The sequence below is a fragment of the Micromonospora sp. NPDC049049 genome, assembly GCF_040649115.1.
GTDB lineage: Bacteria > Actinomycetota > Actinomycetes > Mycobacteriales > Micromonosporaceae > Micromonospora.
Window position 1 is genome coordinate 25851 of record NZ_JBEZEX010000018.1, and the last position, 24635, is coordinate 50485.

Here is a 24635-nt window from a genome sequence, read left to right on the forward strand (position 1 = left end):
GGTGCTAGAGCGCGGTGCCGCGACGACAGGCGGCGCTGCACATTCGCATCATGTCCACGTGCCGTCGCCGGATCAGTGCGGGCGAGGGTCGACCGGTGCGGGAGTCCGCGACGTCGGTCGGTGGGGTGGTGCTGAGGATGATGCGCATGGTTCTCCCGGGTCTGTGCTGACCTGGGTGCCAGGCCACGCTTGCACCGACGTCCTGCCGGTGCCTGGTCTTCACCCGGGGCACCCCACCGCGGAGGAGGGTTGCCGGCCAGCGAGCCGGGGCTTCGCGCTGGCGCTCATGACCTGCGCCGAGGCTAGCAGCAGGAAGGGGTGGATCGTCCAGTCGGTATGACCACGCTCACTGTGCGCGACGGACTGCCGGCTCGCAGGTCAGCCGGCATGCACGTGCGGTCGACGGTGTGGGTCGGGCTCCTGGCGGCGCAGGATCTCCCGGGTCACCGAGGCGATGGCACCCTGTCCGAACGCCAGGTAGCGCAGGAAGTTGCGGGTCGGGCCACCCTCGGACCACTCGAAGTAGATGTGAGGGCGTCGACGGCTGCGGTCGCGGATTTCCAGCAACAGGGCGGCGAGCGCGGTGGGCACCGACGAGCTGGCCAGGCTGAGCACCGGGAAGCGGCCGTCGACCACCCCGCCGCTGACCAGCAGCTCGGTCTCGAAGTCGGACGGGTCGGTGACAGTGACCTCGACGAAGATGACGTCGCTGTCGTCGGGAAATTCGTTGTCCGCCATGGTCTGCGCCAGCTTGGCGCGGTACTCCGCCTCGTCGCGCCGGTCGGGTTCGTGCGCGATGAGGCGGATCCGTCGTCCGGCGCGTTCGTCGATCATCCGAGCGGCGGTGTCGTCCAGCTCGATGTGGTCGACGCGCAGCTCGTAGGCCCGCATCAGCCGGGACAGCACCGACACCAGGATGATCCCGCCGATGAAACAGCCCGCGATCTTGACGCCGTCCGGGCGTTCCACCACGTTCGCCGACGTGGTGTAGACGAAGATCACCGCGATGACGCCGAACGCGATGGTACGGCCGCGTTGACGCTGCCGGCGCGCCGCGAGCGTCACCGCCGTCGCGGCCGAGGTGATCAACACCAGGACCCCGGTGGCGTACGCGCCGCCCTGCGCGTCCACGCTGGCCTCGAAGACGATCGTGATCAGAAACGCCACGGCGGTGAAGACCAGCACCAGCGGCCGGACGGCTCGCGCCCAGGTCGGCGCCATGCCGTAACGGGGCAGGTAGCGCGGCACGAGGTTGAGCAGACCAGCCATCGCCGATGCACCGGCGAACCAGAGGATTCCGATCGTGGACAGGTCGTAGATGGTGCCGAACACCTCGCCGAGGTGGGCGTGCGCCAGGTAGGCCAACGCGCGCCCGTTCGCCGGTCCACCCGGCCGGAAGGCCTCCGGTGGGATGAGCACCGTGGTCGTCACGCTGCTGGTGATCAGGAAGACGCTCATGATCACCGCTGCGGTGGTGAGCAGCCGGCGCGCGCCACGGATCCGGCCCAGCGGTCGTGCCTCCGAGTCCTGCGGGTCACCCCGTACGCTCGGCATGACCGCCACCCCGGTCTCGAAGCCGGACAGACCCAACGCCAGCTTCGGAAAGACCAACAGCGACAGCCCGACCACCAGCCACGGGTCGCCGTGCCCGGTGGTCAGCATCGTGGTCCAGTCGCCGACCGCGCTCGGATGCGTCGCCACCCGCCACAGCGCGTCGGCCACCACCACCGCGTTCAACGTCAGGTAGACCGCGACCAGGACGACGGCGATCCCGATGGCCTCGGTGAATCCCTTGAGGAACACCGCGCCCAACAGCGACACCAGCAGCAGCGTGACCAGTACCTCGTGACCCTTGAGCCCGCTCGGCCAGAACGGGTTCTCGTCGATGTGCGCCGTCGCGTCGGCGGCCGAGAGGGTGATGGTGATGATGAAGTCGGTGGCCACGAAACCAAGCAGCACCAGCACCAGCAACTTGCCCGGCCAGTAGCTCAGCAGGCGTACCAGCATCGCGATCGAGCCCTCACCGTGTGGGCTCTCCACCGCCACCCGCCGGTAGACCGGCAGCGCCCCCAGCAGGGTCACCAGCACCAGCACCAGGGTCGCCACCGGTGAGAGCGCCCCGGCGGCCAGCGCCGCGATGCCCGGCTGGTAACCCAGCGTGGAGAAGTAGTCGACCCCGGTCAGGCACATCACCTTCCACCACGGGTGGTGCCGGCGCTCCGGCGGGCGCCCGTGCGGCCCCGGGTGCTGCACGGCCTGGTCCGAGCCGGCTTTGAGCAGCCACCCCCGCAACCGGCCGGTGCGTCTGTCGACCTTCACCGGCGCGTCCCCCGTCATCCCGCCCACGGTCACCGTGAGTATCCGCCCGGCGGGCCGGCCCCGTCCGCTGGTGCGCGGAACCCAACCGACGCCACTGCGGGTTTCAGAGCCCAGGACAGAGGGGAAGCAGCGCCCCGGGCTGGTCGGGACGGCACCGGGGGAGGGGACAGGGCATGGTCGGCGGCCGTCGCTTCCGCCCGGGTGAGGGCTTCGGCCGCCAACTCGACGAGTACGAGACGAGGGTCGGTGTGCCGCCGCCCACGGAGTCACCCGCCGCCGCGTCCCACGGCGGCCTGGTGGACAGCGCGGTCTACATCCGGGGGCACCGGTTCGCCTCGCCGTCCGGCCTCGCCGAGACGTACCGCTGCCTCCAGGAGCAGGACGGCGCAATGGCCTGGATCGGGTTGTACCGCCCCGACATCGAGCAGATCACCTCGCTGGCCCGGGAGTTTCGGCTGCACGACCTGGCGGTCGAGGACGCGATCAACGCCCACCAGCGGCCCAAGCTGGAGCGCTACGGGCACACCCTGTTCGTGGTGCTGCGTGCCGCCCGCTACGACGACCTCCGGGAGGAGGTCGAGTTCTCCGAGCTGCACCTGTTCATCGGCCCGGGGTTCGTCGTCACCGTCCGACACGGTGAGGCGCCCGACCTGGCCGCGGTGCGGCGGCGGCTGGAGACCGAGGCGCAGATGCTCGCCCGGGGGCCGGAGGCGGTCCTGTACGCGATCCTCGACCAGGTCGTCGACGGGTACGCGCCGGTGGTGGCCGGACTGGAGAACGACATCGACGAGATCGAGACCCAGGTGTTCGGTGGCGACCCGAACGCCAGCCGCCGCATCTACGGGCTCAGCCGCGAGGTCATCCAGTTCCAGCGGGCTGCCCGCCCGCTGCTGAGCGTGCTCGACGCGTTGGCCGACGGCGCCGGCAGCGCCAGCGCCGACGAGGAGCTGCGCCGCTACCTGCGCGACGTGACCGACCACCTGACCCAGGTGGTGGAGCGGGTGGACGGTTTCCGGCACCTGTTGCAGAACATCCTCACCGTCAACGCCACCCTCGTCTCGCAGCAGCAGAACGAGGAGATGCGCAGCCTCACCGCGGCCAGCTACAGCCAGAACGAGGAGCTGAAGAAGGTCTCCTCCTGGGCGGCGATCCTCTTTGCTCCCACGCTCATCGGCACCGTGTACGGCATGAACTTCGTCCACATGCCAGAGCTGAACTGGCGCTTCGGTTACCTCTTCGCGCTGCTGTTGATGCTGCTGGTCTGCGGCACCCTCTATGTGATCTTCAAGCGGCGCGGCTGGCTCTGACCCGCGCGGGCGGGTTCACTCGATGCCGCGCAGGATGTGCCGTTCGTCCTCGACGTCGTCGTCGCCGGCACTGATCCGGCCGAGCAGTACGGCGGCTGCCCAGATCGTCAGTGGCGTGGCCGCTCCGGTCATTCCCCCGCCGGTCCGGTCTTCCCGGGTCTGGCTCCGCTCCGTGCGCGGTGGCCTGCGCTGAGCCTGCATGGGCCCTGCCTCTCCTCGTCGAGCCGCCGTGGGTGGCGCGGGGTGACCCCGCGCCACACCGGCCGGGCGGACCACCTGTGAGCAGCCCACCACCGGTACGACAGCCACTCGAACCTTCCCACGCCCGGCCGCATCCGCACCGCTTGTTTTCGGGTTTCCGACTGCCGCCCGCCAAACCGGACATTACGCCTCGATGGTCGAGGTGCGGTCACGGCAGCGGGTGGGCGATTCCTCGCGCGTGGTCGGTGAGCGCCGCGCCGACCACTGTCGCGCTCAGCGGCAACACCTCCAGACAGCGGCGCACCGCGGCGGCCATCAGCGTGTTCGGCACCCGCATGGAGAGCGTGCAGTGCGGCACCCACCGCCCCGGCCGGTAGTGCTCGGCGAGGGCGATGCCGGCGGCGGCGAGCCGGTCGTGCACCAGCCGGTGATGAGCGAGCAACTCCGGGGTGGGCGCCGGCCCGAGCCAGAGCACCCGACCGACGAACTGGCCGGCATGCTGGAAGTCGAGCCGCAGCGGGGCGGCCACCACAGTCCCCTGTAGCGCCTCGGCGACCTGCTCCCTGTCGAAACGGGGCGCCACCATGAGCGAGACGTGCGGACGGTGGCGCTGCTCCAGCAGCGAGCGCATGCTCTGCACCCCCTCGGCCTCCAGCGCGTCCCAGAGCACCCGGATCCGGCGGGTGGCGTCCGGGTCCAGGTACAACTCCACCGCGGCGACCATTCGATCACCGTAGCGGCCGAGGTTTGCGCGCCATGGGTTGGCGGTACCTGTTCGGAAACCGACCTGGAAGGCGTACCCGTGAACGTGAGTGACCTGCTGACCGAGGCGTACGACAGGCTGCCCGACCTCGTCCGCGCGGCGGTCGACGGCCTCAGCCCCGAGCAACTGCGCCACCAGCCCGGGCCGGGCGCCAACTCGGTCGGCTGGCTGGTCTGGCACCTCACCCGGGTGCAGGACCACCACGTCGCCGACCTGCTCGACGCCGAGCAGATCTGGGTGAGCGGCGACTGGGCGGGTCGGTTCGGGCTCGCCGCCGACCCCGACAACACCGGCTACGGGCACTCGCCCGCTCAGGTCGCCGCCGTGCGGCCGGAGAGCGCGCAGGCGCTGATCGACTACTACGAGGCGGTCGCGGCGCGTACCGGAAGCCTGCTGGCCGGCCTGGGCCCGGCGGACCTGGACCGCGTGGTCGACGAGGCGTGGGACCCGCCGGTCACCCTCGGCGTCCGGTTGGTCAGCATCGTCGACGACGACCTGCAACACGTGGGCCAGGCCGCCTACGTGCGCGGCCTCATCCAGGCCGACTGACCACCGGGCTCACGGCACGATCACCGCCCGGCCCTCAAGGGTCCCGTCGCGCAACTGGCGGTACGCGTCCAGCGCGTCGTCCAGCGCGAAGGTGGTGGTCTTCGGACGGACCAGGCCCCGGGCACCCAGGTCGAGCACCTCCACCAGCTCGGGGCGGCTGCCCCAGTACGTGGTCGCGATACTCACCTCGTAGGGCACGGAGAAGAACGACACCCCCACGGTGCCGCCGCCGATCCCCACGATGGTCAGGTCGCCCACGGTGCGGGCCGCCGCCACGCCGAGCGCCAGGGTGGTGTCCGTGCCGACGAAGTCCAGCACCACGTCGGCGCCCCGCCCGCCGGTGGCGTCCCGGATCTCCTCGGCGGCGGTCGGGCCGGAGGTCACGGTGCGCTCGGCGCCGCACTCCTCGGCCAGCCGCAGCGCCTCGGCCCGGGTGTCCACGGCGATCACTCGGGCGGCTGTGGTGGCTTTGAGGATCTGCACACCCACATGCCCCAGCCCGCCGACCCCGATCACCACGGCCGTGCTGCCCGGTGGCAGCTTCGGCCAGGAGCGCCGGACGGCGTGGTACGGGGTGAGCCCTGCGTCGGTGAGCGGTGCGGCCTGTGCCGGGTCCAGACCCTCCGGAAGAGGCACGACGTGCCGCGCGTCCGGGACCAGCTCGAACTCGGCCATGCCGCCGTCCAGTCCAAGGCCGCCGCCCCCGCTCGGTACGGGCGCAGCGGACTGGTTCTCGCAGTACGGGTCGATCCCGACCCGGCATCGGGCGCAGGTGCCGCAGCCCCACGCGCCGAAGACGGCGACCGGTTGGCCGACCGACAGCCCGGTCACCCCGGCACCGAGGGCGTGCACCCAGCCGGCGTTCTCGTGCCCGAGAGTGAAAGGTGGGTTCCAGGGCATCGTGCCGGGCTCGAACTCGTCCATCAGGTGCAGGTCGGAATGGCAGGCGCCGGCACCGCCGATCCGGACCACCACCTGACCCGGCCCCGGCGTCGGATCGGGAACCTCGACCAACTCCGGTTCCGACTTCCACTCCCGCAATCGCAGCGCGCGCATAACCGGTGCTCCCGTCCGCTCGGCTGAACCACTGGGCTGCCCACCTCGTCCCGGAGCAAACGGGCCGACGCCGCAGCAGATCTGGCACCTCACCTGTTTCGGGTGAACCGGGCTCACCCCGACGCGGGTGATCCTGCGGGGAACCGTGGGGAGGGGAGCCGATGGGCGCGACGGCGGAGCAGTACCTGCGACAGCTGGACACCGGTCGGCGGCCCGACCTGCCGGAGACCACAGCGGGAACGCTGCGGCTGGACGTGCGCGACGACGGCAGCACCGATCACTGGTACCTCACAGTCGCCGACCAGCAGGTTCAGGTGGCACGGTCGGCCGACGACGCCGACCTGGTCGTCAGCGCGGACCGTCGGGTGTTCGACCGGATGGTCAACGGGCAGCTGCACCCCGGCGCGGCTCTGCTGCGCAACGACCTCGCCCTTCACGGCGACATGCGACTGCTGATGCTGCTGCGGCGGATCTTCGCGGGGCCGAGCGGCGCCCGGCATCCCCGGGAGCTCGGCCGCGCTGCCCTTGCCGCTCGGCCCTCGGACCGGAGCGCGGCGGGTGCCCAGGCCTCAGACCGTCGCCCGGTGCACGCTTGGGAGGGACGGTCGTGAGGCAGGAACTGCTCCACGTGATCGCCGGTAACGTGTTCGCGATCTCCGACGCTCAGGGCGACATCGAGGCCGACCCGCGGTCACCCGTCGGGCTCTTCGCGTACGACACCCGTTTCCTGTCCCACTGGGTGCTCAGGATCGACGGCGAACGGATCAACGCGCTCTCCCGCGACGACCTGACGTACTTCGAGACGCGGTTCGTCCTGGTCCCCGGCGCGGCCAGCCACTACGTCGACGCCGACGTGTCGATCATCCGCCACCGCTCGATCCACGACTGTCTGCACGAGAGCATCACGGTGCTCAACCACTCGTCGGAGCCGGCCGACTTCACGATACGAGTGGAGATGGGCAGCGACTTCACCGACATCGCCGAGATCGGGCACCTCCGCCAGCGGGCCGTCGAGGTCGCTGCGGACTCGACGAACCAGCAGCTCGTGCTGCGGTACCAACGGCAGCGCTTCGTCCGCCAGACCACAGTGCGGAGCACCGAACCGGTCGAGGTGGACGAGGGAGGAATGACGTTCCGGGTCCGGATCGCCCCGGAGGGGCAGTGGGAGACCGACCTGCACATCTCCATGACCATGGGCGGTGCGGAGGGGCAGGACGTCCGCGACTCCCTGGAGTCCCACCAGCGGGCCGTGCGTACCGGGATGCGCGAGAGCCTGGCGAACTGGATGGACCAGGCGCCGCAACTGGTGGCCGAACGCGCCGGACTGGAGGAGATGTACCGGGGCAGCCTGGCCGACCTGGCGGCACTGCGGTACCAGCCGCTGTCGTACGACGCCCGTGTGCCGATCGCCGGTCTGCCGTGGGCGATGTGGTTGTGCGGACGGCACAGCATCATCACGTGCCTGGAGACGCTGGCGTTCACCCCGCAACTGACCCCCGCGACGCTGCGGATGCTGGCCTTCATGCAGGGCGGCCATCTCGACGACGAACTGGACGAGGAACCAGGCAAGATCCTGGCCCACCTCCGGTACGGCGAGTCCGGCGCGTTCGGCGACCGGGCTAACGCGCTGTACTACGGATCGGCGGACACCAGCCCGCTCTTCGTCGTCCTGCTCGACGAGTACGAGCGGTGGTCCGGTGACGGGGACCTGGTACGCGAGTTGCGCCACCCGGCCCGGATGGCGCTGGACTGGATCGACGAGTACGGCGACATGACCGGAGACGGCTATGTGCGCTACCAGCGTCGAAACGAGCGCCACGGCGCCGTCAACCAGTGCTGGAAGGACTCCCCGGACGCAATCACCAGCGCCGACGACAGGCAACCCGCATTCCCCCGCGCCACCTGCGAGTTGCAGGGCTACGCGTACGACGCGAAGAGGCGGGGCGCCCGGCTGGCCCGGGAGTTCTGGGACGACCCCGCGTACGCCGACCGGCTGGAGCGGGAAGCCGCGGCGCTGAAGGACCGCTTCAACCGGGATTGGTGGCTGCCCCACCGGGACTACTACGCGTTGGCACTCGACCCGTACGGTGAGCCGGTCGACGCGTTGGCCTCCAACATGGGGCATCTGCTCTGGAGCGGGATAGTCCCGGACGACCGCGCGGAGACGGTCGCCGAGCACCTGGTCGGACCGCGCTTGTTCAGTGGTTGGGGGGTGCGCACCTTCGCCACCGGGCAGCGCCCGTACAACCCGGTGGGCGCCCACCTGGGGGCGGTGTGGCCGGGCGACAACGCTCTGATCGCCGCTGGTCTGCGCCGTTACGGCTGCGACACGCACGCGGCCACGATCGCGGGCGGCATCTTCGACCTGGCGCAGACTCTCGGCGGCGCGGTGCCGGAGGCGATCGCCGGGCACGAGCGCAGCCTGACGAAGTATCCGGTGCAGTTGCCAGGGGCCGCGCGCCCGCAGTCGTGGTCGTCCGGGGCACTGCTGATGCTGTTGAGCACCACCCTGGGGTTGCGACCCACCGGCGACAACCTGCTGGTGAACCCGGCCGTGCCCGAGGGGTTCGGTCGGCTGGAGCTGCTGGACATCCCGGGCCGCTGGGGCCACTCCGACGCCTACGCCAGGGACCGCACCACCGAGGTTCGGGCACGCACCCGACTCCGCTGAGGCTTGTCGGCGACCACCGCGCGACCCGCCCGCGCGGTGGTCGGGTCAGCCCATCGTCTTGGCGCCGTCGATCGACTCCCGCAGGATGTCGGCGTGCCCGGCGTGCTGGGCCGTCTCGGCGATCAGGTGCAGCAGCACCCGCCGGACCGTCCAACTCGCTCCCGGCTCGAACCAGGGCGCCTGCGGCAGCGGGTGCGCCGCGTCCAGGTCGAGGGTGGCGGTCAACTCGTCGGTCCGGGCGGCCACCTCCTGGAAGCGCTCGACCAGCCCGGCGAGGGTCTCGCCCGGCAACATCTGGAACTGACCGACCCAGTCGATCTCCTCGCGGTTCATCGCCTCCGCACCACCGGCGGCGAAGAGCATCCACCGGTGCTCGACGCCGGACACGTGCTTGATGAGGCCGCCGAGGCAGAGCCCGCTGACGGTGGGGTGGCTGGCCGCCTGCTCGTCGGTGAGCCCGTCGACCGTCTGCAGGAGGAAACCGCGGTGCCTGCGGAGTGTCTGCAGGAGATCGGCGCGCTCGCCGGTGAGCCGCTCAGTGCTGGTCATGCCGCCACCCTTCGTTGATGTCCACCCGGTGCCACCGTAGGGCGAGGCACCGACACTTCCCGGGCACGACACCTCCTCGACCGAAGACCCGCCAGCGGTTGCCGATCCGCGCCGATGGCGGTCCACTGAATGACATGGGTGTGATTAAGGTGGGCACGTCGTCCTGGGCGGACCAGTCCCTGCTGCGTTCCGGGTGGTACCCACGCTCGGCCAGCACGCCGGCCCGTCGACTGGGCTTCTACGCCAGCCAGTTCCCGATGGTCGAGGTGGACACGTCCTACTACGCCATCCCGGTGCCGGAGACGACCCAGGGCTGGGTGGACGCCACACCGGACGACTTCACCTTCGACGTCAAGGCGTTCAGCCTCTTCACCGGTCACCCGACACCGGTCGCCGTGCTGCCACGGGACCTGCGACCGGCCGGCGGCCCGAGCCGGATCCGCCGCCGGGACCTGCCGGAGCCGGCGTACGACGAGCTGTGGGCCCGGTTCCGCGCGGCCCTCGACCCGATCGCGGCGGCCGGCAAGCTCGGTGTGGTGATGTTGCAGTTCCCGCCGTGGCTGGTGCGTAGCCCCGCTGCCGAACGCCGGATCGTCGAGCTGGCGCAGCGCTGCCGCCCGTGGCGGGTCGGTGTGGAGCTGCGGCACGGCTCCTGGTTGGACGACGACGCGGCCGCGGACACTCTGGACCTGCTACGCGCCCACGACCTGTCCCTGGTCTGCGTCGACATGCCACAGGGGCACCCGTCGTCGGTGCCGCCGATCCTGACCATGACGGCGGAGCCGGCGATCGTCCGGTTCCACGGTCACAGCGACGCCTGGCGTGAAGGCGACAAGCAGGACAAGTTCCGGTACGCCTACGCCGAGGACGAGCTCCGACACTGGGCCGGGCTGCTGGCCGAGTTCGCCGACCTCTCCGACGAGCTGCACGTGCTGTTCAACAACTGCTGCGCCGGGCAGGCCCAGCGCGACGCCACCCGACTGGCGCAACTGCTCGCCGAGACGATGCTCGTCGAACAGGCCGTTCCGGCGACCGGCTGATCTCCGCACCGGTCACCTGGCCCGACGCCGGTCCGCTCAGGACCGGCGTCCCCGGCTGCGCAGGGCGTCCTGGGTCGACTCGCCGATGTCCGCGTCGTCGGGGAAGCTCCTGCCGCTGGGGGCGGGATCGGGTGGGGCACCGGGTCCGGCCATCGTCGTACGGGTCGGCTCGACCGAGCCGAAGCCGTGTCGTCCCGCCGGGTCCGACCGGCCCACCGGGGCACCCGCGCGTCGCTCTCCGCGCCGTCCCGCGGGCACCGCGGTCTCCTCGCTGCCCTCGTCCATCGGTGAGTCGTCGCCGGTGCCCCAGGGCGCGTCGGCGTCGAAGTCGTCGCCGGTGCCCCACGGCTTGGTCGCCTCCGGCTCGAGCCGGTCGTTGTTCCCGCTGCGTCCCTCGTGCGCCGTCATGGCCACCCCGCTCGTCGGTCCGCCGCTACGGCGGACGATGTGCCGTCCTCGGGCCGGGACCGCCCGCCCGAGCGCGGCGTACGACATCTCGCCGGCACGCCCGCCGCCCGCGCGGGACCGGTCATCGCTCCGGTGCGCGAGCAGGCCGGTCAGCGCCCCGCCGTCGAGGTGGCGGCGGGACGCCGACCGGCCTGCCGTTCAGCGTCCGGCCATCGCCATCGGCCGCTTGCCGTTGCTCATTCCCGCCATCTTGATCATGCCCTTCGAGGCGCCCTTCATCCCACCGGCGCGACCGAGCATCCCGCGGAACACCTGGCCGGGCTTCTGCTGCTCACCCATGTACGCGGTGACCACGACCAGGGTCCCGGTCAGCGCCGGAATGGCCCACTGGAGCAGCTTCATCTGCCGCTGCGACGAGGCCACACTGGCCGGTGTCTGGTGGTTCGGCTCGGTGGCGCCGCTCACCGACGGACCGCCCGCCTTTTCCAGCCGCATGCCGACCAACCGGCTGTAACCGGTGACCGCCAGCGCGCCGATGGTCAACGCGGTCTTGATGGCGCTGGCCCGGCCCACGCCGGCCTGGGCCGCCACCCGTGGGCTCTCGGTCACCAGCTCGCCGACGGCGCCGGCCAGGTGGGCGCCGATCGCGGCCGCGTTGACTGGTGTCCACTTGGACCATCCGGCCGAGGCGACCGGGAGCCGCTGGGTCGAGTCGCTGATTTTCGCCGCTGCGCCGTTGACACCGAAGGCACCCATGAGGGAGCCGCCAAACCAGGCCGCCAGGCCCAGATCGTGCATCGAGCGCAGTGCGGTATGCCGTTCGGACATGTGATCCCCTTCCGCCGTGTCGGGCGGTGCGGCTTACCCGCCGGTCGAGCGGCTAACCCCGCCCCGGGCGGGCCGATCACCGCCGTGGCGGGCCGCTACCGGACATCAGCGGTGTCGGCGGTTCTACCTGCCCAGGGCAGGAGTCGTTCGCCCGGCGGCGGGTAGATCCCGAGCGACGCCGACGAGAGGGGAACGCGATGTCGCAGCCGGACGAGAGCCGGGAGAAGACCCCCAAAACAGACGCGGTGCTCATGCACCCCGACAACGACCCACACCGGAACACCGCAGAGGTCCCACCCCGCAAGGAGCATGCCGAGATCCAGGTGGAACGGGACGGGAAACTCGTGCCGCTGGACCAGGACGAGTGAGCCGACCGGCCGGTACGGCTCAGCGGGGCGGCAGGTCGCCGACGAAACCGGCGATCCGCCGCGCCAGCGGGGCGCTCGCGCGGACCCAGGTGAAGTGGTCCAGTGTCGCCCCGGCCTGCGCCACTGTGTAACGCTCCCGGGTCACCGGCGCGTCGACGAGCTTCGCGCAGAGGTGGTCCATTGTCTCGTGCGGGGTGAACTGGTCGTCGTCCACACTGACCGCCAGCACCGGGGTCCGCACCGCGCGGACCGCCGCCTCGCTGTCCGTACCGTCGAGCCGGGGGAAACGGCCGGTCCGCGCCGTGTACGCCCAGTCACGGACCACGCCGCGCGCCTGCCGGCCGCCGAAGCCCCAGCCGGGCCAGACCCCGAGCAGCGCCGCCGTCGCGGCGATCCCCTGGGTGAGAGGCAGCACGCCGAGGCCGCGCCGGCCCGGGTAGGTCCGCCAGTACGGGATGCCGACGGCGATGAGCGCCAGGCCGTCCACCTCGTTGGTCCCGTGCAGGGCGAGATGCAGCAGGCTGGCCTGCCCGCCGATTGAGTGCCCGAGGAGCAGTCGGGTGCGCCCGTCCAGTCGCGGCTTGAGAGCGGCCAGGACGGCGCCGACGTCGTTGGCCAGCTCGGCGTAACCGTGCCGGTCCGCCCGACTCGGCGTGGGCGTGCTCGCCCCGGTGCCGCGCAGGTCGGCCACGACCACGGCGAGCCCGGCGGCGCGCAGCTCGGCGGCGAAGGGCCGGTAGTACCGGGCCCGGACCCCCATCGCCGGCCAGATCACCACCACCGGCGCGCCGGTCACCCCGGGCGGCTCGGGATAGACCTGCACACCCAGCCGGCCACCGTCGACGTCGACGAACTCCTGCGCGTATTCCGGGTCCCCGTTCACCGACCCAGCCTACGGCCTGACGTTACCGGCGGGTAGTAGCCGGCCGTGCGGCCCCACGACAGCGACGGGCAGACGTGCCGCGCGCTCGCTGGACGCGACGGAGGGCCCCGCCGATCGGCGGAGCCCTCCGAAGGGCGCTGTGGTCAGGAGAGCGAGATCGCCCCGTTGCTGGCCCGGACGCAGGCCACCGCTCGGGCGCTGGTGGACGCCGCGCCGCTCAGGCACTGGCCGAGCACCTGGTGCCCGGTGGCGTTCGGGTGCCACGACTCCTGGCAGGTCTGGAAGTAGCTGACGCAGGTGTTGGCGATGCGCTGGATGGCGATCTTGTCCTTGCCGGCGAGGCTGGTGACGAAGGTGCCGGTCGCGCCGTCCTGGAGCCGGATCGGGGTGGCCAACGCGCCACTCGGGCTGCTGGTCTGCTCGCAGAGCCGGGCACCGTTGAAGGCCTGCTGCACGTTGAGGTACACCAGGTCGTCGGCGGGGAACTCGGCGGCCAGAGTGTCCCGGGTGGACTTCACGATGCCGCCCAGACCCTGGGAGAAGCGGTGCCCCGGCGCCAGGCTGGCCCGGTGGATCGGGCAACCGGCCGCGTACCGCTCGGCACCCAGGTCACGGAACTTGTCCCGGGTGTCGTCCCGGCTGTCCTCCTCGTGGAACTGCTGGTTCAGGTCCAGCGGCAGTGGGTTCGTGTAGTCCTGGAACACCACCCGGTGCTGCCCGTCCGCGTCCACCTGGTCGAGGGTGGTCAGGATCTGGCGTACGGCTGCGGTGGTCTCTGCGGTCGCGGCGCTGAGCTGCGCGGCGGTGGCCAGGTCGGCGTCGCTGCACGGCTTCTGCTCCACCGGCCCGTTCAGGTACGCCCAGAACTCCCACCAGCCGGTCCAGGCGTCGGCGATGAACCGGTTGGCGCACTTCTCAGCGACGCTGCCGAAGGTGAACGAGCTGTTGTTGGAGCCGAGGCCGATCAGCACCAGGTCGATGTCCTGGGTCTGCGCGACGGCGCGCAACTGGCTCAGCTGCGAGGCCACGGTACGACCGTTGGTCCGGGCCTGGGAGGCGTTGGCGATGTCGTGTGGCTGGCCACCGGAGCAGGCCAGGTTGAACCGGTTCTGGATGCCCGGCAGGTTGGCCTGGTTGAGCGAGGCGTTCGCCGAACGGTGGCAGAAGAACGCGTTGTTGTTCGCCGCCGTCCAGCCGGGGAAGCCCTGGCTGACTCCGTTGACGTCGACGACCGGGGTGTACGCCCCGGCGCCCTCGCCACTGATGAAGCTGTCCCCGAGTGCCACCGCGGCGGTGGGCAGCGCGGCAGCCGCGGGTGCGGGCAGCGCGACGGCGGTCGACAACGCGGCCATGGCGATCGTTAGTCCCGCGGCGAGCGCGGTACGCCGGAACCTGGGCATGGGGCCCCCAACCATCGAAAGATGAAAGATTCTCTGAGAGCGCGATCAGATCACCCCGGCGCGACAGGCGTCAATGGCCCGTAACAGATTCGTTCGATGAAAGACACGGGCGCGTAGGCATGACCCGCTACCGCGTTGAGTTGGCCCCGCGTGCCGGTAGGCGGTGTCTCTGCGTGGTTTCATGATCACCCGAACGCTGTTCGTTGGCTCACGTCCGGACGGCCACGCGCGGCGGGTCGCGTAGGTCCTCCGGTAGTTGTCCTAGCCTCGGGCTAGGCTCGCTGCGGCGCGCCACGCCGGCTGATGTCGCCGGTGACCGGCAGCACACCGCCGAGACCGGGGAGTACGACCAGTTGACCGCAGAGCCAGACACCCTGTACGGGGCCGATGACCTCACCCACCTTGAGGGGCTGGACGCTGTCCGCAAGCGGCCCGGCATGTACATCGGTTCCACCGACAGCCGTGGCGTGGGTCACCTCGTCAACGAGATCCTCGACAACTCCACCGACGAGGGTGTCGCCGGTCACGCCAGCCACGTCGAGGTGATCCTGCACGCCGACGGCTCGGTGCAGGTCGACGACGACGGCCGGGGCATCCCCACCGACGTGCACGCCAAGTCCGGCATCTCCGGCGTCGAGCTGGTGCTGACCCGGTTGCACGCCGGCGGCAAGTTCGGCGGCTCCGGCTACAAGACCTCCGGGGGCCTGCACGGCGTCGGCGCGTCGGCCGTCAACGCGCTGTCCCGTCGCTTCGACGTGACCGTCCGCCGGGCCGGCAAGATCCACGCGATGTCGTTCCGACACGGCGTCCCGGGCATCTTCGACGGCGACGGGCCGGAGGCCCCCTTCACCGCCGGCCCCGGGCTCCAGGTGACCGGGGCCATGAAGCGCGGCCAGCGCACCGGCACCTCGATCCGCTGGTGGCACGACGCCCGCTACTTCGAGACCGGCGCCGCGCTCGACGTCGACGCCGTCCGGATGAAGCTGCGCAACACCGCCTTCCTGGTCCCCGGCGTGACCTACCTGCTTCGCGACCTGACCGGTGAGGCGCCCGCGGAGGAGCGGTTCCACTACCCCAACGGGCTCAGCGACATGGTGGAGTTCCTCGCCCCGGCCGGCGACCGGCCGGTCTCCGGCACACTGCTGGTCAACGGCGAGGGCACCTACCGGGAGAACGCCGCCGACGCCAACGGCGTCATGCAGTCCAACGTGCAGCGGCGCGCCGAGGTCGAGGTGGCGTTCCGGTGGGGCACCGGTTACGAGCGCACCGTCGAGTGCTTCACCAACACCATCCGTAACGCGCACGGCGGCACCCACCGCAAGGGTTTCGAGCGGGCCCTCGTCCGCGCGCTCGCCGACGCGATCCGCAACACCCGCGGTCTGCTCAAGGCCAAGGAGGAGCCCCCCACCCTGGACGACGTCCTGGAGGGGATGACGGCGGTGGTGCACGTGCGGATCCCCGAGCCGCAGTTCACCTCGCAGACCAAGGACGAGCTCTCCACCACCGGCATCACCAAGGTTCTCCAGTCCCTGGTCGACGCGCACATCAAGGCATGGCTGGAGGACCGGCGCACCAAGGCCGAGGCGCGCACCGTCCTACAGAAGATCGTCGACGCCGCCCGGGTGCGGCTCACCCAGAAGCAACAGAAGGACGCCGCTCGGCGCAAGACCGCCCTGGAGGGCGCGTCCATGCCGCCGAAGCTCGTCGACTGCCGGGCCACCGGCATCGATCGCAGCGAGCTGTTCATCGTCGAGGGTGACAGCGCCCTGGGCACGAGCCGGATGGCCCGTTCCTCGGAATACCAGGCGCTGCTGCCGATCCGCGGCAAGATCCTCAACGTGCAGAAGGCCAACCTCCAGCAGGTTCTGGACAATGCCGAGTGCGCGGCCATCGTGCAGGTCCTCGGCGCCGGCTCGGGGCGCACCTTCGACCTCTCCGCGCTGCGCTACGGTCGTGTGCTGATCATGGCCGACGCCGACGTGGACGGCGCCCACATCCGTACGCTGCTGATCACTCTGTTCGCCCGGTACATGCGACCGCTGATCGAGGCCGGTCGGCTCTACGCGGCGATGCCACCCCTGCACAAGATCACCACCAAGGGGCGCAGTCCGCAGACCGTCTACACCTACACCCAGGCCGAGATGGAGACGACGGTCCGCAAGCTGGAGAAGGCCGGCAAGCAGATCGTCACGCCCATCCCACGGTTCAAGGGTCTCGGTGAGATGGACGCCGACGAGTTGTGGGACACCACGATGAACCCGGCCACCCGGGCCGTCCGCCGGATCACCCTCGACGACGTCGACGCCGCCGAACGCATCCTCGAACTGCTGATGGGCGAGAAGGTCGAGCCGCGCCGCAACTGGCTCATCGACTCCGCCGACCGCGTCGACCGGGATGCGATCGACGCATGAGCGCCCGTTCCGTTCCAGTTCCAGTTCCAGTGGAGAGCTGAGTCATGGCACGCCGTAAGGAAAACAAGGTCGATCTCTCCTCGTTCGACCAGGCCGGCGCGCGGGTGTTCGACAACCCGCTGGTCACCGAGGTCTCCGACTCCTACCTGGAGTACGCGTTCTCGGTCATCCACTCCCGCGCCCTGCCCGACGCCCGCGACGGCCTCAAGCCCGTGCACCGGCGCATCCTCTGGTCGATGTACGAGCAGGGCTACCGTCCGGATCGCGGGCACGTGAAATCTGCCCGAATTGTCGGCGATACAATGGGAAAGTATCATCCACACGGTGATACGGCGATTTACGACGCTATGGTCCGCCTCGCGCAGGACTTCTCGCTCAACGTGCCCCTCATCGACGGGCATGGAAATTTTGGATCTCCAGACGACGGCCCGGCTGCCAGCCGTTACACCGAAGCCCGAATGTCCCGCGAGGCCATGCTGCTCGTCGGTGAGCTGGGCGAGGACACCGTCGATGTCGAACCCAACTACGACGGGTCGCTGACCCAGCCGACAGTGCTGCCGGCGGCCTTCCCCAACCTGCTGGTCAACGGCGCGTCCGGGATCGCGGTCGGGATGGCCACCAACATGATCCCGCACAACCTGGCAGAGGTCGTCTCCGCGGCCCGCTGGCTGATCAACCACCCGGACGCCACTCTGGACAAACTCATGGAGTTCGTCCCCGGCCCCGACCTGCCCACCGGTGGGGTGCTGCTCGGCCTGGACGAGGTGCGCCGGGCGTACGAGACCGGCCGCGGCGTGGTGCGGATGCGCGGCAAGGTGGAGATCGGCCCGATCGAGGGCAGCCGGGGCCGTCAGGCGATCACCGTTGTCGAGCTGCCCTACGGCGTCGGCGCGGAGAAGGTCATCGCCGCGATCACGAACGAGGTCACCAAGACCAAGCGGCTGACCGGCATCGCGGACGTCAAGGACCTCACCGACCGGGAGAGCGGCACCCGGCTCGTCGTGGAGTGCAAGGTCGGAGTCAACCCACAGGCGCTGCTCGCCGACCTCTACCGGTTGACCCCGCTGGAGCAGTCGTTCGGCGTCAACAACCTGGTCCTGGTCGACGGGCAGCCGCGCACGCTGGGCCTCAAGGCGCTGCTGGAGGTCTTCCTGGCCCACCGGTACGAGGTGGTCACCCGGCGCACCTCGTACCGTCGGCGTAAGCGTCAGGAACGGCTGCACCTGGTCGACGGCCTGCTGATCGCGCTGCTGGACATCGACGAGGTGGTCCGGCTGATCCGGGGCAGCGACGACGCGCAGGCTGCGAAGGACGGGCTGATGAGCCGGTTCGGCCTCTCCGACATCCAGGCCACGTACATCCTGGACACTCCGTTGCGCCGGCTGACCAAGTTCGACCGGATCGAGCTGGAGGCCGAGCAGGAGCGGCTGCGCTCCGAGATCGCCGAGCTGAGCAAGATCCTCGACGACGAGCGGGTGCTCAGAAAGGTCGTCTCCGACGAGCTGGCGGCCGTGGTCAAGCAGTTCAGCACCGAACGTCGCACGACGCTTGTCGACGGTGACCTCAAGGAGGTGTTGGCCGCGTCCGCGCCGGCCGGCCCGCTGGAGGTCGCCGACGACCCGTGCCAGGTGATCCTCTCCGCGACCGGGCTGGTCGCCCGGACCGCGGCCGAGTCGGAGGAGAGCTCCGAAGGGCGCCGACGCAACGGCCGGGTCAAGCACGACACGGTACGCGCCACAGTGCACTCCACCGCCCGTGGTCGGGTGCTGCTGTTGACCAGCGCCGGTCGGGCGTTCAAGGTCGACGTCCTGCCGCTGCCGGTGCTGCCCGAGCAGGCGGGCACCGTGTCACTGCGTGGCGGTATGTCCGCGGCCGAGCTGGTGCCGTTGGCGGCGGGGGAGACCGTCGTCGGCCTGGCCCCGCTCGGCGGGCAGGCGGAGGGCTCACCGGGGCTGGCGTTGGGCACCCGGCAGGGCGCGGTGAAGATCTGCTCGCCGGAGTGGCCGGTGCGCTCGGACGAGTTCGAGGTGATCGGTCTGCGCGACGGTGACGAGGTGGTCGGGGCGACCTGGCTGACCGACGGCACCGAAACGCTGACCTTCGTCACCTCGGAGGCGTCGCTGTTGCGCTTCCCCGCCGGGCTGGTGCGGCCGCAGGGCCTCAAGGGCGGCGGTATGGCCGGCATCAATCTGCCGGTCGGGGCGCGGGTCGCGTTCTTCGGCGCGGTGCGCACCGACGACCCGGGGCACGGCGAGCCGATGGTGGTCACCTCCACCGGCGCGACGGTCAAGGTGACGCCGTTCAAGGCGTACCCGGCAAAGGGCCGGGCGACCGGCGGCGTGCGCGCGCACCGCTTCCTCAAGGGTGAGACGGACGTGGCCGTCGCCTGGGTGGGCCCGCGACCGGTCGGCGCGACCGGCACCGGCGAGCCGGTCGAGTTGCCCGCTGCGGACCCACGCCGCGACGGAAGCGGCTTCGCGGTGATGCTCGGCCCAACGGTGGTAGGCCACCTGATCGAACGCGACTGACCCCTCACCCGTTGTCGTGCCGCCCTCGGGGGCACGCCTGGGCGTGTCCGGCCCCATGATCCGCACAACGTGGGGGAAGTTGCTGCTTCCGGGATGCCGCAGGCAGCAGTTTCCCTGAAGCTGCGCGGATCTTGACGGTCGAGCCGCAGAAGATCGTGCTCGATCCAGGAAGTAGTGGTTTCACCGACGCGGTGATGCCACTCGATCCTGGATCCAGCACGATCATGCGGAGTGGGGCGTCCGCTGGCGCGGTATGGTGGTGCCCTCTGTTGTCGGTGAGGGTCCGGGTGCACCGCGAAGCACCCCTCAACATGATTTCTTCTTTGTCCGGCGGAGTCGCCGGCGCGGCGTGAGCGCCGCCATCCGGGTCCGGCCGAGGCGTGAGTTACGTGCCGCCCGCCGTCCCCGGCCACACCGCTGTTGGGGTCACCTGATCGCCGCGCCGCTCTGGCCGCTGCACGGCGCGAACCTGGGCACCCTGTTGCGTACGTGCGACGCGGTCGGCGCCTGCCTCGCCGTGCCGCCGTTCCCTTGGGTGGACGAGGCCGTCGCCCGGGGCAACACGCTGCGCCAGCCGGGCTGCGTTCACCGGGTCGGCAGTCCGCTGCGCTGGCTGGCCGCCGAACGGGCCGCCGGTGCCCGGGTCCTCGGGGTGGAGTTGGCCGACGAGGCCGTCCGGCTCGGTGATCTGCCCGCCGCTCGGAGCCGTACCGTGGTGCTGTTGGGCCACGAGGCGACGGGCATCCCACCCGAGGCGCTCGACCAGCTGGACGCGGCGGTGGAGATTCCCATGGTCGGCCACGGCCACAGCCTGAACGTCGCGGTCGCCGGCTCTCTGGTCCTCTACAAACTAGCCGGCCTCCTCTAGGGCAGCCGCCAGTCGAGATGTGGCCGGGACGGACCGGGCTGCCCGATGCCAAGAACCGTGAGGTAGGTCCGGACAACCGGACCGGCCGCGTCCGGACCTACCTCGCGAGTCGCTGGTCGCTCGTGGCGGTCGGGCCACTCGCGATGCCTGTGCTGGGCGAGGTCAGCAGGTGCGGGAGTTGTAGGCGGCCCAGTAGGGGCCGCCGCCCTGAGGCGGGTAGAACCGGTAGTTTCCGTCGGGCGAACGCTGCAGGACGAACTGGTGCGAGCCGTACGGGCTCCGGGAACCCGTCGCCCCGCGGTACACCACGTACACCCATCCGTTCTGGCTGTCGTCCTGCACCAGCTTGTCGCCGGCCTTGGTCCAGCTGTTCCGGCCTGCGGAGCCATCCGCTGAGAGGCCCTTGTCGCGCTGGAAGTTCCTCGTCGCGGCATCGGTCTGGTCGCCGAAGACGCCGTCGATCCCGGACGAGGGCAGGTAGCCATTCGCCCAGAGGACCGTCTGCCACAGACAGGCGACGTTCGAGTTGCGGTGCGTGGTGACGTTTGTGACGCCTTCGTCATCGAAGTCGTCAGACACCGCGCCGGTGCCATGGACGTACGCCCTGCCCGTGTAGGAGCCGCTGGCTGCGGCCGGCGTGGCGATGGTGACGTTGACGCCGATGGCCAACGCTGCGCCGATGGCGGGTACCGCAGCTCTCTTGAGGACGCGGCGGATGGAGCGGTGCGACGACATGCATCTCCTTCGGTCGGGGATCATGGGGGGCAACCGACGCGCCAGCCGGCGGTGTCACGCCTGGCGCGACGAGGCGAGGCGCCTCGCGCCAGGCGTGGATGGATGGGGCGGTGAGGACGGTAGAACCGTCCTCACCGCTCCGGGGCCCCCCGTGGAGAAGGTACGGTGGGGCCGGTACACCCGCCGCACAACTAACGCATAGATCATTACTCGCCCGCGTTGTCCGGGTGTTGTGCGCATTGCGGTACATGGCTGTGCCCACATGTGAGGTGCCTGGTTGCGTTTCGAACTCCTTGGCCCGTTCCGGGTGTACCGCGACGACCGGTCGGTTCCACTGGGCTCGGTGAAGCAGCGTCTCCTGCTGGCGACCCTGCTGCTGCGCCCGAATGAGGTCGTCGGCGCCAACGAGTTGGCCGCGATGCTGTGGGGCGACGACGAGCCGGCGTCGGCGGCCGCGAATCTGCGCACCTATGTGCGCGGGTTGCGGCGGTCGCTGGGTGGTGGAGCGACCTGGGATGGGATAACCGCTGCGGCAGGCGGCTACCTGCTGCGGGTGGGCCCAGGCGAACGGGACCTGGACCTGTTCGACGCCGCGGCGGCGCGGGGCCGCGAGGCGCTCGCCGCATCCGATCTGGACCGGGCTGAGGGCGAACTCTCCGCCGCAATGCGCCTGTGGCGTGGTGTTCCGCTGTCTGACCTGCCGCTGCGCTCGGCGCTGGCTCGGCGGGTGGCGCAGTTGGAGGAGCGTCGGCTGCTCGTCGAGGAGGACTACGCCGAGGCGATGCTGGCCCGCGGCGCGTCGGCCGACGTCGTGCACCGGTTGCGCGGCCTGCTCGACCGGCATCCGTTGCGGCAGCGGGCGTGGGGCCAGCTGATGGTGGGCCTGTACCGCATCGGAGACGTAGCCGGCGCACTTGATGCTTTCCGGCAGGCCCGACAGAGGCTCGCGGAGGAGACCGGCCTCGATCCCGCGCCCGAGCTCGTCACGCTGTACGACGACATCCTGCATCACCGCCCGAGCCTGTTGGCGCAACCGTCAACGGGGCCGGACCGGCCGGCGCCGGAGACGACAGAGGGCCCGCTCATTCAGCGCCCCGAGCAACTGCCGCGTGCGGTGCCGGAGTTCGTCGGACGCAGCGTCGAGTTGGCAGGCCTCGACGGGCTTCTGCACGGCAGGGCTGACGGGCCGACGAGCGTGGCCATCTCCGTGGTGTCCGGCATGGCCGGAGTCGGCAAGACGGCCCTGGCGTTGCACTGGGCGCACCGGGTTGCCGACCGCTTTCCGGACGGTCAGCTCTATGTGAACCTTCGCGGCTACGACGAAGCCGGCGTGGTGTCCCCGTCCGACGCCCTGTCCGGCTTCCTCGAAGCGCTCGGCGTGCCGCACGCCCGGATACCCTCCGACACGGAGGCTCGGACTGGTCTCTACCGCAGCCTTTTGGCTTCGCGTCGGATGCTCCTGGTGCTGGACAACGCTCGCGACTCGGCCCAGGTGCACGCCCTGCTGCCCGGTGCGGGCAGCTGCATGGTTGTGGTCACCAGCCGTGATCGTCTCGGCGGCCTGATCGCCGCCGAGTGTGCCACTCCGCTGACACTGGACGTGCTCACGGCGGAGGAGTCGAGGAGCCTGCTCGCCAGACGTCTCGGGGTCAGCCGGCTCGCCTCCGAGTCGGTGGCCGTGGCCGACATCATCGAGGCCGCAGGCCGGCTTCCGCTGGCACTGTCGATAGTGGCGGCGCGTGTCGCGACCCATCCCACGTTCCCGCTCGGTGCGATCGCCGCCGAACTGCACTCGGCCGAGGCGAGGCTTGACGCGTTGGCCGACGGTGACGTCCGGCGCGTCTTCTCGTGGTCGTTCCTGGCCCTGGGGGCGGACGCGGCCCGGCTGTTCACCCTGCTGGGGCTGCATCCGGGCCCGGACCTGACCACCGCCGCGGCCGCGGCGCTCGCCGGTGTGTCGGCTGCTGCGGTCACGCCGATCCTGCGGGAACTGACTCGGCTCCATCTGCTGGCTGAGCACGTGCCCGGCCGGTTCGCCTTCCATGATCTTCTGCGCGCCTATGCGGCCGAGCTTGCACAGTCGTCGGAGCGCGGCCACGAACACGTCGCGGCCCGACGGCGCCTGTACGACCACTACCTGCATGCCGCCTATCCGGCCGCCCGGCTGCTCCAGCCGCAGTGGCCCCCGATCGAGCCGGTGCCGCCACTGTCCGTACCCGCCAGGTCGCCGGTGACCGATCACGACGGCGCGCTCGCCTGGTTCACGGCGGAGCATCGGGTGCTGGTCCGGGTGGTCCGACAGGCCGCCGAGAACGGCTTCGAGACGTACGCCTGGCAGATCGCCTGGGCGCTTACCACCTTCGTGGCGCCGCGCGGTCTCTGGCAGGACCAGCTCGCCATCCAAGAGGTCGCGTTGGGTGCCGCGGAAAAGATCGACGACCTCAGCGGTCAGGCCGTCGCCAACCGGCTGGTCTCCCGCGCGCTGACCCGACTGGGCGACCGCACCACGGCCGAGTCCCGGCTCAAGCGTGCGCTCGAGCTGCACGAACGTCTCGGCGATCCGATCGGCCAGGCCCAGACGCTGCACAACTACTGCGAACTCTGCTATCTGGACGGCCGGCTCGACGAGGCGCTCGCACACGGTCGCGAGGCGCTGCGGCTCTACCGGCTGGTCGGCAATCACGCGGGCGAAGCCCGGACGCTCAACGCGATCGGTTGGCTGCTCGCCAGCACAGGCGATTACGTCCAGGCCATCGCCAGCTGCACCGAGGCCCTCGACCAGCAACGACGGACCGACGACCGCAATGGTCAGGCTGCGACGCTTGACAGCCTCGGCTTCGCTTACGACCGCCTGGGTGAACGCGACCGCGCGGCCAACTGCTACGAGCAGGCGATCGAACTCTTTCGCGACTCCGCGGACCGGTATCACGAGGCGGAGACCCTCATCCGGCTCGGGGACACCCGGGAAGGGATGGGCGACCGCGACGCGGCCTCTGCCGCTTGGCGGCTGGCCGCGCGGATCTACGAGGACGTGGGCGACCCCGCAGCCGAGGAAATCCGCAGCCGCCTTGAACGTCTGGTGCCGTCCTAGTGCACCGCGGGGTCAGGCGACGTTGTGGGGGCGGAACTGGACGCTCACCCGGGGGCCCACCGGGCGGGTGGTCTTGGGGATGGCGTGTTCCCAGGTGCGTTGGCAGGAGCCACCCATGACGATCAGGTCGCCGTGGCCCACCGGGAAGCGCAGGCTCTCCCCGCCGCCGCGTGGGCGTAGGAGCAGCGGTCGGGGTGACCCGAAGGAGACGATCGCGACGATGGTGTCGGTGTGCGCCGAGCGACCGATGGTGTCGCCGTGCCAGGCCACGCTGTCGCGCCCGGACCGGTAGAGGCACAGGCCGGCGGTGACGAAGGGCTCGCCCAGCTCGGGCGCGTAGTGCTCGGTGAGTGCCGCCCGTGCGGAGGTGAGGACGCGGTGGGGGAGCTGCCTCGCCCCGTCGTACCAGCTGAGCAGGCGGGGCACGTCGACCTCGGCGTCATACATGGTGCGCCGTTCGGCACGCCAGGGCACCTCAGTGAGCAGGGTGTCGAGGACGGTGTCGGAGCCGCGCACCCAACCGGGGAGGTGGTCGACCCAGGCACCCCGGCTGAGCTGGTGCCGGCGGATCTGGCCGGGCAGTGGCCCCAGGGTCGGCCCGGCGTCGGCCAGGTCGAGCATCGACGGCTGGTAGGCGGCCTGCGTCATACAGCCACCCTA

Annotated in this window: 22 protein-coding genes and 1 riboswitch; of the genes, 10 read left to right on the forward strand and 12 right to left on the reverse strand. The window is 70.8% G+C overall.

What is annotated here, in order from left to right; all coding sequences use genetic code 11:
* Positions 1-4: 4 nt before the first annotated feature.
* Both AB0B68_RS19375 and AB0B68_RS19380 read right to left on the reverse strand, forming a co-directional pair.
* The gene (locus tag AB0B68_RS19375; protein ID WP_355006809.1) at positions 5-148 is read right to left on the reverse strand and encodes a hypothetical protein; all 144 of its coding nucleotides are present in this window, start codon (positions 146-148) and stop codon (positions 5-7) included.
* 32 nt (positions 149-180) lie between these two features.
* Positions 181-292, reverse strand: a riboswitch (SAM riboswitch).
* A gap of 86 nt (positions 293-378) precedes the next feature.
* Positions 379-2337: an amino acid transporter gene (locus AB0B68_RS19380; RefSeq protein ID WP_357196866.1), complete on the reverse strand. Its 1959-nt coding sequence runs from the start codon at positions 2335-2337 to the stop codon at positions 379-381.
* Between the two features lie 155 nt (positions 2338-2492).
* Between AB0B68_RS19380 and corA the strand changes: the two genes are divergently transcribed.
* Positions 2493-3626, forward strand: coding sequence for a magnesium/cobalt transporter CorA (corA, locus tag AB0B68_RS19385; RefSeq protein WP_357261497.1), 1134 nt, complete (start codon positions 2493-2495; stop codon positions 3624-3626).
* A gap of 15 nt (positions 3627-3641) precedes the next feature.
* Here the strand turns inward: corA and AB0B68_RS19390 are convergent, their stop codons facing one another.
* The gene (locus tag AB0B68_RS19390) at positions 3642-3827 is read right to left on the reverse strand and encodes a hypothetical protein (RefSeq protein ID WP_357196860.1); all 186 of its coding nucleotides are present in this window, start codon (positions 3825-3827) and stop codon (positions 3642-3644) included.
* A gap of 208 nt (positions 3828-4035) precedes the next feature.
* A complete protein-coding gene (locus tag AB0B68_RS19395) occupies positions 4036-4551 on the reverse strand; it encodes a 2'-5' RNA ligase family protein (RefSeq protein ID WP_355006805.1) in 516 nt (171 codons plus the stop codon).
* Between the two features lie 78 nt (positions 4552-4629).
* Here AB0B68_RS19395 and AB0B68_RS19400 point away from each other — a divergent pair, with 78 nt between their 5' ends.
* Positions 4630-5139 carry a DUF664 domain-containing protein gene (locus AB0B68_RS19400; protein ID WP_357196854.1) on the forward strand — a complete coding sequence of 170 codons (510 nt, stop codon included), beginning with the start codon at positions 4630-4632 and terminating at the stop codon, positions 5137-5139.
* 9 nt (positions 5140-5148) lie between these two features.
* On the opposite strand, the gene AB0B68_RS19405 is transcribed toward AB0B68_RS19400, so the two are convergent.
* A complete protein-coding gene (locus tag AB0B68_RS19405) occupies positions 5149-6195 on the reverse strand; it encodes an NAD(P)-dependent alcohol dehydrogenase (protein WP_357261501.1) in 1047 nt (348 codons plus the stop codon).
* Positions 6196-6356: 161 nt separating this feature from the next.
* On the opposite strand from AB0B68_RS19405, the gene AB0B68_RS19410 reads away from it, so the two are divergent.
* Together AB0B68_RS19410 and AB0B68_RS19415 are read left to right on the forward strand one after the other, a co-directional pair.
* Positions 6357-6806: an SCP2 sterol-binding domain-containing protein gene (locus AB0B68_RS19410; protein ID WP_357261504.1), complete on the forward strand. Its 450-nt coding sequence runs from the start codon at positions 6357-6359 to the stop codon at positions 6804-6806.
* Positions 6803-8866, forward strand: a complete 2064-nt coding sequence (locus AB0B68_RS19415) for a glycogen debranching N-terminal domain-containing protein (RefSeq protein ID WP_357261507.1) — start codon at positions 6803-6805, stop codon at positions 8864-8866. Before AB0B68_RS19410 ends, AB0B68_RS19415 begins: the two co-directional genes overlap by 4 nt.
* A 45-nt stretch (positions 8867-8911) precedes the next feature.
* Here the strand turns inward: AB0B68_RS19415 and AB0B68_RS19420 are convergent, their stop codons facing one another.
* Positions 8912-9415: a DinB family protein gene (locus AB0B68_RS19420; RefSeq protein WP_357196842.1), complete on the reverse strand. Its 504-nt coding sequence runs from the start codon at positions 9413-9415 to the stop codon at positions 8912-8914.
* A gap of 134 nt (positions 9416-9549) precedes the next feature.
* Here AB0B68_RS19420 and AB0B68_RS19425 point away from each other — a divergent pair, with 134 nt between their 5' ends.
* Positions 9550-10455, forward strand: coding sequence for a DUF72 domain-containing protein (locus AB0B68_RS19425; protein ID WP_357196839.1), 906 nt, complete (start codon positions 9550-9552; stop codon positions 10453-10455).
* Positions 10456-10491: 36 nt separating this feature from the next.
* Here the strand turns inward: AB0B68_RS19425 and AB0B68_RS19430 are convergent, their stop codons facing one another.
* The gene (locus AB0B68_RS19430; protein ID WP_357196836.1) at positions 10492-10863 is read right to left on the reverse strand and encodes a hypothetical protein; all 372 of its coding nucleotides are present in this window, start codon (positions 10861-10863) and stop codon (positions 10492-10494) included.
* Positions 10864-11061: 198 nt separating this feature from the next.
* Positions 11062-11691 carry a hypothetical protein gene (locus AB0B68_RS19435; RefSeq protein WP_357196833.1) on the reverse strand — a complete coding sequence of 210 codons (630 nt, stop codon included), beginning with the start codon at positions 11689-11691 and terminating at the stop codon, positions 11062-11064.
* Between the two features lie 197 nt (positions 11692-11888).
* Between AB0B68_RS19435 and AB0B68_RS19440 the strand changes: the two genes are divergently transcribed.
* Positions 11889-12059 (forward strand): hypothetical protein, encoded by a 171-nt coding sequence (locus tag AB0B68_RS19440; RefSeq protein ID WP_355006797.1) that lies wholly within the window; start codon positions 11889-11891, stop codon positions 12057-12059.
* A 19-nt stretch (positions 12060-12078) separates the two neighbouring features.
* On the opposite strand, the gene AB0B68_RS19445 is transcribed toward AB0B68_RS19440, so the two are convergent.
* Together AB0B68_RS19445 and AB0B68_RS19450 are read right to left on the reverse strand one after the other, a co-directional pair.
* The gene (locus AB0B68_RS19445; RefSeq protein ID WP_357261510.1) at positions 12079-12942 is read right to left on the reverse strand and encodes an alpha/beta fold hydrolase; all 864 of its coding nucleotides are present in this window, start codon (positions 12940-12942) and stop codon (positions 12079-12081) included.
* 143 nt (positions 12943-13085) lie between these two features.
* Positions 13086-14342, reverse strand: coding sequence for a hypothetical protein (locus tag AB0B68_RS19450; protein ID WP_357196825.1), 1257 nt, complete (start codon positions 14340-14342; stop codon positions 13086-13088).
* A 281-nt stretch (positions 14343-14623) separates the two neighbouring features.
* On the opposite strand from AB0B68_RS19450, the gene AB0B68_RS19455 reads away from it, so the two are divergent.
* The 3 genes from AB0B68_RS19455 to AB0B68_RS19465 all read left to right on the forward strand — a co-directional run bounded on the left by AB0B68_RS19455 (position 14624) and on the right by AB0B68_RS19465 (position 20149).
* Entirely contained in the window at positions 14624-16753 is a 2130-nt protein-coding gene (locus AB0B68_RS19455; protein WP_357261637.1) for a DNA topoisomerase IV subunit B, read from the forward strand.
* 44 nt (positions 16754-16797) lie between these two features.
* Positions 16798-19281: a DNA topoisomerase IV subunit A gene (locus tag AB0B68_RS19460; protein ID WP_357196822.1), complete on the forward strand. Its 2484-nt coding sequence runs from the start codon at positions 16798-16800 to the stop codon at positions 19279-19281.
* 349 nt (positions 19282-19630) lie between these two features.
* Positions 19631-20149: a TrmH family RNA methyltransferase gene (locus AB0B68_RS19465; protein WP_357196819.1), complete on the forward strand. Its 519-nt coding sequence runs from the start codon at positions 19631-19633 to the stop codon at positions 20147-20149.
* A 162-nt stretch (positions 20150-20311) separates the two neighbouring features.
* Here AB0B68_RS19465 and AB0B68_RS19470 read toward each other — a convergent pair whose 3' ends face one another.
* Positions 20312-20884: a peptidoglycan-binding domain-containing protein gene (locus tag AB0B68_RS19470; RefSeq protein ID WP_357196816.1), complete on the reverse strand. Its 573-nt coding sequence runs from the start codon at positions 20882-20884 to the stop codon at positions 20312-20314.
* Positions 20885-21161: 277 nt separating this feature from the next.
* On the opposite strand from AB0B68_RS19470, the gene AB0B68_RS19475 reads away from it, so the two are divergent.
* Positions 21162-23975 (forward strand): BTAD domain-containing putative transcriptional regulator, encoded by a 2814-nt coding sequence (locus AB0B68_RS19475; protein WP_357200119.1) that lies wholly within the window; start codon positions 21162-21164, stop codon positions 23973-23975.
* 12 nt (positions 23976-23987) lie between these two features.
* Here the strand turns inward: AB0B68_RS19475 and AB0B68_RS19480 are convergent, their stop codons facing one another.
* Positions 23988-24623: an alpha-ketoglutarate-dependent dioxygenase AlkB gene (locus AB0B68_RS19480; RefSeq protein ID WP_357261513.1), complete on the reverse strand. Its 636-nt coding sequence runs from the start codon at positions 24621-24623 to the stop codon at positions 23988-23990.
* Between the last annotated feature and the right edge of the window lie 12 nt (positions 24624-24635).